Source organism: Gilliamella sp. wkB72, assembly GCF_001693745.1.
In the GTDB taxonomy this organism is placed as follows: domain Bacteria; phylum Pseudomonadota; class Gammaproteobacteria; order Enterobacterales; family Orbaceae; genus Gilliamella; species Gilliamella apicola_E.
On record NZ_LZEI01000007.1, the window covers coordinates 41,765 to 51,927 of the forward strand.

Annotated in this window: 9 protein-coding genes; 1 reads left to right on the top strand and 8 read right to left on the bottom strand. The window is 32.4% G+C overall.

The window, feature by feature from the left end; translation table 11 throughout:
• Positions 1-635: 635 nt before the first annotated feature.
• On the top strand, positions 636-1,325 hold the full coding sequence (locus A9G07_RS04465; protein WP_065734203.1) for a hypothetical protein: 690 nt from the start codon (positions 636-638) through the stop codon (positions 1,323-1,325).
• 74 nt (positions 1,326-1,399) lie between these two features.
• On the opposite strand, the gene A9G07_RS04470 is transcribed toward A9G07_RS04465, so the two are convergent.
• From A9G07_RS04470 to hutW, 8 genes are all read right to left on the bottom strand, one after another.
• Positions 1,400-3,292: a DNA topoisomerase III gene (locus A9G07_RS04470; protein WP_065734204.1), complete on the bottom strand. Its 1,893-nt coding sequence runs from the start codon at positions 3,290-3,292 to the stop codon at positions 1,400-1,402.
• Between the two features lie 15 nt (positions 3,293-3,307).
• Positions 3,308-4,075, bottom strand: a complete 768-nt coding sequence (locus tag A9G07_RS04475) for a GNAT family N-acetyltransferase (RefSeq protein ID WP_065562484.1) — start codon at positions 4,073-4,075, stop codon at positions 3,308-3,310.
• A gap of 36 nt (positions 4,076-4,111) precedes the next feature.
• Positions 4,112-5,116, bottom strand: coding sequence for a zinc transporter ZntB (gene zntB / locus A9G07_RS04480; protein ID WP_065734205.1), 1,005 nt, complete (start codon positions 5,114-5,116; stop codon positions 4,112-4,114).
• A gap of 77 nt (positions 5,117-5,193) precedes the next feature.
• A complete protein-coding gene (locus A9G07_RS04485; RefSeq protein WP_218058400.1) occupies positions 5,194-5,967 on the bottom strand; it encodes a heme ABC transporter ATP-binding protein in 774 nt (257 codons plus the stop codon).
• A gap of 16 nt (positions 5,968-5,983) precedes the next feature.
• Complete coding sequence (locus A9G07_RS04490) at positions 5,984-6,970, bottom strand: FecCD family ABC transporter permease (RefSeq protein ID WP_141677474.1); 987 nt, start codon at positions 6,968-6,970, stop codon at positions 5,984-5,986.
• A 23-nt stretch (positions 6,971-6,993) separates the two neighbouring features.
• Positions 6,994-7,632 (bottom strand): NAD(P)H-binding protein, encoded by a 639-nt coding sequence (locus A9G07_RS04495; RefSeq protein ID WP_065734206.1) that lies wholly within the window; start codon positions 7,630-7,632, stop codon positions 6,994-6,996.
• Positions 7,633-7,649: 17 nt separating this feature from the next.
• The gene (gene hutX, locus A9G07_RS04500; RefSeq protein WP_065562481.1) at positions 7,650-8,150 is read right to left on the bottom strand and encodes a heme utilization cystosolic carrier protein HutX; all 501 of its coding nucleotides are present in this window, start codon (positions 8,148-8,150) and stop codon (positions 7,650-7,652) included.
• 11 nt (positions 8,151-8,161) lie between these two features.
• Positions 8,162-9,589, bottom strand: a complete 1,428-nt coding sequence (gene hutW / locus A9G07_RS04505; protein WP_081303349.1) for a heme anaerobic degradation radical SAM methyltransferase ChuW/HutW — start codon at positions 9,587-9,589, stop codon at positions 8,162-8,164.
• Between the last annotated feature and the right edge of the window lie 574 nt (positions 9,590-10,163).

Consider the following 10,163-nt stretch of genomic DNA (forward strand, 5'->3'; position numbering starts at 1 on the left):
GTTAAACTAGGAGTTATTAAGTTCTTATCGACTAAAATTTAAACGTAAAGCAATAACTAACCATTGCAGTTAAGGCTTAACATGAAATAAAAATATTAAAAATAATATTAATTAAAAGTTAGATACAACTAGGTGGCTCTAAATGCTTATCTGTCAGATATAACACTCGCAAAAGTGCTTTATGAGCACAAAGGTATTTTGAATTTGTGTGATAGCGTGTAGAAAACTGCATATCGTTCACCGTTACCGTTTTTATCAATTTCGGCTTGTGAACTGAAAAAATAACTATTTAGACAGGTTCATTAACCGATAATGATGTGTTTGAATTTATCTCCCCATAGTTTGGGGTGACCCGATTGACTGTCCATATTTCTCCTGTAAATTGAACTCATCACTTTGTATTTCAACTTTTCTTAAACCTCATTTTTAACCATCTCTTATCGTTAAAAAAGTAAGAAAAGCTCAAAGGCGAGCACTTTATACGCTTTTGCATTCAAGAAGTCAACCGATTACTTGTAATAAAGTTGCAATTGATTAAAAACACCACTACTAGGATGATGAAATGTAGAATTAATACCCGTTTTACATAATATCAGTTACAATTAACCAATTGTTAACAACACTGGTTAAATTGGATGGATATTACTCAATTGTTGCAAGATAATTGGTTTAATTTATTTATTATCTTCGCTCTATCAATTATTGGCTTTATTTATAAAAGAAACACACCTAATAATTACTTTGACAATATTATTAGATATACAGATATATTAGAAAAAGTACCTCAACCTAGTTATCAAAAAGATTATTTAAACAATATCAAGAAAAAACTGATTTGGGAAAAAGTTTGTTTTTATAAACCAGGCAATATTAACAAAGAAAGAATTGCTATTTCTGTTGTTAATGCAGATATTCATAATGTTATTGAATTGAGTCAATTAAATCAATTAACTCAATATTTCGGTATTGAAAAAAACCGTATTACATTTCTTAGACCTTTTTTAATTAAAGACGTGATTTTAACTGCTGCTGTTAGTCTATTTACCTTTTTTATGGTTATATATAATCTCCATACTATTTTCAAATCAGAATGGATTATTAATGTCATTATTTCTGTATTGACGATTTTTGTTCTAATAATCATTATTGCGCAATTTGCTAAAGGACCATTAAAAAGATTAAATAGTTACCGCATCCTTTTAAAGGATAGACAATTTTTAATTAGAGCAAATAAAGTATTTGCTAAAATCCTCGATGAAAATAGACCAATTGATACACTCTCTAAAGAAATTGACAAAAAAGAGTCTACGGATTTAGAAGAATAATCATTATTTAGATTTTATTATCAGACAGGACAATAAATAATAAAACTATTTAATGTCCTTTTGCTAATAGAAATTTATGATTGAATTTTCAATCTTGAATTTTTTAACTGTTCAACTAATGTAAGCAAAGACGAATTTAATTGATACATAAATTGTTGATAACTGAATTCTTTTTTACTAATTTCCTCTAGCTGTAACTCCCAATGTGCAGTCATATCTGGCATTGAAACACTTTCCGGTAATGATAAAATCAAATTTTGGCCTACCTTCGTTGAACGAATTGATTTACCTTGACGCGTTAAAAATTGACGTTTAAATAAAAGCTCAATAATACCAGCTCTTGTTGCCTCAGTACCTAATCCATCAGTTTCGCGTAATATTTTTTTTATCTCAGGATCTTTAACAAATCTAGCTATACCTGTCATTGCAGAAAGTAAAGTCGCATCCGTAAATGGTCTTGGAGGTTGAGTTTCTTTACTGAGTAATTCGGTATCAATACATAGGACTGATTCGCCTTTTTTAACTAATTTAGTTAATAAACCATTATTCTCACTATTATCGGTATCGTTCTCTGCTTGATAATTTTTACTTCTAAACAGTACTTTCCAGCCTTCGTCCAACATTTGATTGGCTTTAGAGATAAATTTACCACCATTGATATCAACATCAATCTGTAACTCAGCATATTTATAAGCTGGATAAAATTGTGCTAAGTATTGTGTAGCAATCACTTGATAGACGGCTAACTCATTACTAGATAAACTTTCGGTTCTCACTTTACGCAATGTTGGAATAATAGCGTGGTGAGCCTCAACTTTTTTATCATTCCAAGCTTTAGAACGTAAAGTGAAATCAGCATTATTAATTGCAAGTTGTAACGCAGAACAATTGTTTTCAATCGCAGATTTTACACCATTAATTTGTGTTAAGTGCTCTTCCGGCAAAAAACGACAATCTGAACGAGGATAGGTAATTAATTTATGTTTTTCATATAATGATTGGCAAATATCAAGCACATCTTGTGCACTTAGACCATTTCGTTTTGCCATTTCAATTTGTAAAGCAGATAAATTAAATGGCATAGGTGGTGCAAGTTCTTTCTTTTTATTACTTACTTTATCAATAGTGCCTGTCTGATCTTTAATTCGTTGACAAACGTTTTCTGCTAAACCTTTAACTAAAACTCTGCCCTCTTCATCTTGATAAGGTTCACATGCCTCGCTTGGTTGCCATTTGGCCTTGAAAGTTTCGTTATCCTTGGTTTGTAATATGGCATAAACTTCATAAAATGGTTTAGGAACAAATTGCGCTATCTCTAAATCTCGTCTAACTACTAATCCTAAAATCGGCGTTTGTACGCGCCCAATAGATAGTACACCACGATAACCGCTTCGTTGCCCCACAAGAGTACAAACACGACTCATATTCATCCCATATAACCAATCAGCTCTTGCTCTTGCTAAAGCAGAAGTAGATAATGGGATAAAATCTTGATTACTACGTAATTGCTCTAGTGATTTTTCAACAGCGCTAGCATTCAAATCGCTGATTAAACAACGTTGAATAGTTTTCCGCTTTTCTGGTGGTAACTGGCAATAGTTAAGTACTTCATCAACTAATAATTGCCCTTCTCTATCTGGGTCACCCGCATGTACAATTTGTTCAGCTGATTTAATCAATTCAACTAAGGTGTTAAATTGTTTTTCGGTACTATTTTTGGGTATCAATATCCATTTTGCAGGAACAATGGGTAGATCGTCTAAAACCCATTTTTTATAGCGTTCATCATATATTTCAGGTGTTGCTTGTTCTAATAAGTGCCCAATACACCAGCTAACAATATCACCATTACTGGCTTTGATAAATCCATTTCCCTTTTGGTGGGGTTTAGGCAAAACATCAGCAATAGCTCTAGCTAAGCTCGGTTTTTCGGCAATAAATAGACGATAAGGTTCTTTAGATTGCATAATAATTAGTGTTAATCATAAATTCCAAACGACATAAGCATTATAGGGTTGATTTAAAATATAACCCAACTCAGTAGCAAGCTTTAAAGAGGGCTTGTTGTGAGCATCCCAGTTAGGTGTTATTTGACGATCTAGGCAAGCTAAAATTAACTTTGCCGAACTAATCAATGCAAGTCCTTTTCGTCTTTCCTCAACTATTGTATCGACTTCAATGTCGATACTATTATTATATGCTAAATAAGATGATGCACCAGAAACAATAACATTATCTTTTAAAATAATAAATCCCAATCCTGATTTTTCAAAATCCAAGTATGAGTTAAAGTTTTTACACAAGTCTTTAGCCCATTCAAGATTGAGAATTTGCTGATAATACTTTTCATCAATAGCTTTTAATTGATAGTTTTCAGGTAATTTTGAGATAATTAATTGTAGTTTCTGAATATCAAATTCTGTAGGAGTATAAAAACTATAACGTGTAATTTTTTCATAATTGTTGCGATATACATTTTCAATTAAATTTTGCCAAGTTTTATCAATAGGGATAAGAATTGCATAATCATCACTATATACTTTTGGAATATAGTGAAGCATTTGCTGGTTTGGTTGACCTGCTAAAAAAAAGAAGCAACCAAGATTAATTGCTACTGATGTAGGCCGCAATAAATCATCAGCATATGCAAAACCGATATTTCCTTCCCAATAAGCTTGAATAATTGTTTGAGTTGTACTTTGAAATAATGATTCAATATCTTTTTTATTAATAATTTTATCAAAATACATCAATATATTTCCTTTTTCATATTTAAGCTTAATTTTTTACCACCATTTTTTTAGCTTAAGCCATACCACTGAAAGTATACTGATCAGAATTAATAGTAATATTAACCCAATAAATGACCACTCTTTTTCATTGAACGGAATGCCGGCCAAATTAACACCAAGCAAACTAGTGATAAAAGTAATTGGTGTAAAAATGATGGTAAACAAGGACATTAAATAAATACGTTTATTGGTCGATTCGGCCAAAATGCTATTAATTTGTTCCATAACGGAACCAATTCTAATCAAACAACTATCAATTTCAGAGACATAGTGATTTTGTTGGCTAGAAATGTCATGCAATCGCTGGCGATCATTGTCATCAATCCAAGATATTCTTTCAGTCGAAATTTTGACAAATATATCGCGCTGTGGGGAAAGTAAACGACGTAATATAAAAAGTTGTTTACGAACTCTTCCAATTTCCTTGTGAGAAAAAATCCGTTGATTTAATAATAGATCTTCCAATTTGATGATTTTATTGTGAACCCCATCAAAAGATAAATTAACTTGATCACAAATTAATTCAGAAAGTTGAATTAGCCAATCAGCAACATCTACAGGGCCAATACCTTTTTCTAAATTTTCTTTTAATTTGATGATGGCATCAATTTTTTGGTGCCTAGTTGATATTATAAAATTATCAGTTATATAAAATCGGAAAGTGACGATAGGATCAGGTAGCTCATTAGGTGTAAAATTAACACCTTTAAGTACGACTAAAATGCCTGTATCAAAGCGAATTTCTTTAGGAAACTGATTGGGTTTAATCAATTCATTTTTGACAAGATCTGGAATTAAATTTGTTTGGTTAATCCAATTGATTGTTTCGCTTTTAGCAAAATCAAGATGTATCCAATAAGGTTGTGAAATTGAAGCTTCACTTTTATCATTTAAAGGGTTGGCTTTGCCCTTCCCATCCAATTGACAACTAAAGACAGGGTGTGCTGCAAGTAGATCTGAAACCAGAATAGAATTATTACTATTTTCGTTAATCATCATCAGCCCCAATTGTTAAGTTTGCTTAATTATATACTCATTTTGAACGAAAATGGAGCGGATGATATTAGATTTATCCTTTAGGGATTTAAATAGATTTGAGGTATTGATGAATGTTTAGGGTGATTATAAACACCTAATTCAACACCATACCATCGATTGATATTTTCCACAGTTAATACTTCAGATGGTACACCTTGTTCTACAATTTTTCCTTGGTTAACAAGAATAATTTTATCAGCATACAAAGCAGCTAAATTGAGATCATGTAAGATGCAACATACAGCCAATTTCTGTTTAATAGCTAACTGCTTTAATAATCTTAAAGTATGTTGTTGATGATAAAGATCAAGTGCAGAGGTGGGCTCATCTAAAAATAATAATTTTTCATTAGATTGCGGTTGCCACAATTGAGCTAAGACTCTAGCTAATTGGACTCTTTGCTGTTCTCCTCCGGATAAACCTCTATAATCTCGGTCAGCAAATTGTAAACAATCAGTTTGTACCATCACTTCGTGAATTGATTCATCAAAATGTATTTTGCCATAAGGAGCTCGTCCCATTGCTATTACTTCTTTTACTTTAAAAGGAAAAGTAAGTTGGCTTTGTTGAAGCATAACTGTTCTTATTTTTGCTAATTGTTTTTGTGGCCACTGTGATAATGGTTTATCTAATAGATAACATTCACCTGATAATGGTTTTTGATAACCTGTTAGTAAACGCAATAAAGTGGACTTACCTGCGCCATTAGGACCAATGATAATTACAATTTCGCCTGAATTTATTGATAAAGATACATCATTAATTATCATTCGACGACCATAACCAAATGTTAAATTTTTAGCGGTTAACACAATAAATCTCCATCAGTTATTTATGTCTCAGAATAAGCCAAAGAAAATACGGGCCACCAATTAGGCTGGTTAAAAGACCGACAGGAATTTCAGTTGGAGCAACTAATGTTCTAGCTAAAGTATCAGCTAATAAAAGTAAACAAGCACCACCTAATGCAGAGCCAGGTATTAGCCATTTATGGTTTGCACCGACTTGTAAACGAATCATGTGAGGTACAACTAATCCAACAAAAGCAATAATGCCACTCACTGCAACAGAAGTACCAATCAATACAGCACTAAGTAATAATAGATAGCGTTTAGTGCGTTCAACATTGATACCTAAATAATGAGCATCTTCATCCCCCAGCTGTAATATGTTGAGATGATGAGCAAGTTTAATAACACATAATAACGTAGGTAAAATTAAAGAAATGGATACAATGACCAAGTCCCAAGAGCCTTTTCCTAAATGTCCCATTGACCATAACGAAAGTTGACGTAATTGTGATTCATCACTAATGTAACTGAGTCCTCCCAATATTGAGCCAATGATGGCATTAATTGCGACCCCTAACAAAATCATTTTAGCTAAATTACATTGTTCATTAAGACTATAGAGGTATATAAGAATACAGATAGATAAACTACCAGCAAATGCAGCAATCATTTTTCCATAAAGCATCATAATCGGAGGAAAAACGGCAGGAAATAATATCGTTATACCTACCATTAGGCTTGCACCACTACTAATACCTAATAAACCAGGATCAGCTAAAGGGTTTCTGAATAATCCTTGCATAACAGCACCAGAAGTGGCTAATGCCATACCGACCACTACAGCAAGTATAATTCTGGGTAATCGAATGTTACACCAAATATTCCATAATGGATCATCAAATGACATATTAATTAATTGCGTAAAAGATAATTTTAATGCTCCAGAGTTTGCCGAATAGACAATTAAAATTAAAAGTAAAGCAAATAATCCCACTAACAATATTTGTTGACTAGATTTTCGCACCGATTAACCTCATATTTTTAATACTAATAACTCACCGCTAAGCTTGGGTCAACAACACTATATGCTCGGTTATCAAATTGTTGATTAGCAATTTTATCAATGATTATTCTGGCTAATTCTTTGCGATATACAAAACCATGAACTTCCTTAGCGAAATAACATTCACCGCGATTGGTTGTTTCTCCATCTCGTAAACCACCTGGTCTTAAGATCACATAATTTAATGAGCTGGTTTGTAACCAAATTTCAGCTAGTGATTTTTCTCGAACCGCATTACCAAATGCTTGCTTAGCTCGTAAGGATAATGTTGACCATGAATCACCACAACCAAGCGAGGTCACTAATATCATTTGTTTAATTCCAACCTGTTCTGCGCAATCAATGATAATGCGCTGAGCAATGTAATTACCCGTTTCTCCACCTAAAGTTGAAATTACTGTCGCGTCACTACCGTTTTGTTGACATATCTGTTTCACTAATTCAACGTCAGTTGCATCGCCAACATGAGTTTCAATACCTTGTTCAGATAATTGTTTTGCAAAATCGGCATCACGAACTAATACAATACAACGCCACTCAGGGTGGCATTGTTTGATTAATTGAGATACTTGATAACCAGTTCCTAGCTTTGAACTTACACCAAAAATAATTACTGTTTTCATTTTATTGTTTCTTAAAATTAATTGATTTTTTTTGCTAAAGCTCTAAATTTTTCAAGTTGTTCTGCTTTTAATTGATGTTTTTCATCACGCCCAACAAAAATTTTAAACATTGATTGACCTAAATGATTAAGGAATATAATAGAAGCAGTCGACATTTTCATAAATTTTCTTTCAATAAATGCAATATATTGGCAATGTTCTGCTTTTATGTGACCACTTAACCCTTTTTGATGGCGTAAGTTAAAGTATTTTTGGCTATGAGTTCCAGGAGGCAATTCACCTGAAATTTCAGCAATAATGTCACCAGTATGAACTAAAAACAATACGTCACCCCAAGTTGTTACTTCTTCCCAAATTGTATCAAAGTTACTTCCATCTACGATTTTTGCATCAGGTATTGCTTGGATCACTTGCGTCATAGTGACTTTATGATCTTGGGCAATTTTCTCTAGTAATTCTTCAGGGTTAGATTGCATATAAGTTGCAAGACTATTCAAAAGGGTTTGTTTATCTGCCATAGTAATTTCCTTTAATTTTTTGTTTTTACTTGGATGTTTTGCATATGTGGGTGAGATTTAGGCATACCATTACCTTGTTGCATGGCTTGTCTAGCTTGTGCCATCTTGTTTTGTAATTCGATATGCTCAGGATTATTAAGCTGTAGTAAAAGCTGTTGCAAAGCTTGTACAATATTACTTGACCAAAAACGTCCCGATAAAGTCAATCGTAAACAACGATCTTCATTTTGTAGTAATCCTACTCCATGCCATTGCTTGATTAATGGATCAAATAATTCAGCTTGATTGGTAAGTTGCGTTAGATCAACACGCCCTTTTTCTATACCTGCTTGTAATTTATGCAGCCAGTCACCGAGTAATGGTTTACCGGTTAACATCATTAGGGGCTTTTTACCTTGATCTAATAAGGCATAATATTGATTTAAATCACGATGGATCATATATGATTGCCCGTCTAGCTTTCCACCAGCACAAGAACCAAATCCAAAAAAGTGTGAGCCTTGTTTGATTAAAAAATTGTATAAATTCCGTTCGCGACTCGTTTTTGCCCAATGAGCATTGGTTAAATGAGTCCAACCCTGTCTATCTAAATATTTAGCTCCTTGATGATAAAAATCGCACTTATCAGTTACTGTTGGAATCTCTATTCTTTTATTTTCAACACCTTTAGCTAATGGAGTTGTTGGTAAAAGATTTAAGGAGTAAAGATCAACCCCGTCGAGAGGCAATTGATCGGCGATTTCTAAATCTCTTTGCCAAGTAACTGGAGTTTGATTAGGTAGTCCAAACATAAGGTCACAAACTAAAGCAACACTATCTCGTGCAGCAATACGTTCAAAACTTTTAATAATTTCCTTTTCAGAAGACTGGCGTCCTAATCGCTGTCTAATTTCGGTATTAAAGGTTTGAATACCTATCGAAAAACGGTTTGCCCCAGCCTCAATGTAACTATCAATTTTATCCTCATCGAAATCAGAAATTCGCCCTTCTACAGTAATTTCGCAGTCAGGTGCTAGAGGAGCATGTTTTTTTAGATAATTTATTACACGAGCTAATTGTCCTGCAGCTAAAGCTGAAGGTGTTCCACCGCCAAAATAAATAGCATGAATTGGCGCAGACTGCATCGCTTTATTGTTAATTTCTAGGGATATTTCTTGTAATAAGTAATCAATATAAGTTTTGGTATCAAACTTACGCAATGGATTTTGATAAAATCCGCAAAATTGACAATGAATATCACAAAAAGGAATATGTATATAAATTAGACGTTTTCGTCCAGATAGATCTGAATTTTGAACAATACTCCATTGTTGTTCCAATTCTTGAGGTGATACTGGTAAACTTGCTTGTAAAGGCATTACTGCCCAACGATCTTTAAAAGGTAAAACTGAGTTTGAAGCGTAAAACGCACTTACATCAAATGATTTCATAACATCCATTCATAAAAATAATCTCGGTGAATTAAATAATAATTATTATCATTTATCAATATTTTTTTAATTATTTTCTTATTTATCTATTTAAATCTGATTATTTTTTAAAATTTATGCTCAGTTTTCAAACTAAACGCTAGTATTTTCATAAAAAATTAGCAAATAAAAACCTTTTTTTTAATAATGCTGATCGATTTATTGTATTGATTAGTAACTCGTGGAACCTTTATACAAATTGTATTTACATATTTTGCTAAAGATGAAATTACTATGGATAACATTATTGTTTCCCAAATAAACGCTTATCTTGTATTGATATTTCGGTAATTTTAAGTCAATTTTATTTCTTAATTCCTTATAATATTTAGCATAATCGATAATTTTCTTAAGTTATTTAATCAATCAAAACTTGATGATTAAGTGCAAAATGTGAAGCTGGTAAAATAGAATTACTCTATGAAAATATGAGTAAAATTATATTTAAGTTAAATAAACTGAAACAGAAATAAAAAGTACCAAAATTTCCCTACAAGATATCATTCTAATTTTCATATCCCCCAAAATATCAATATATTATTTT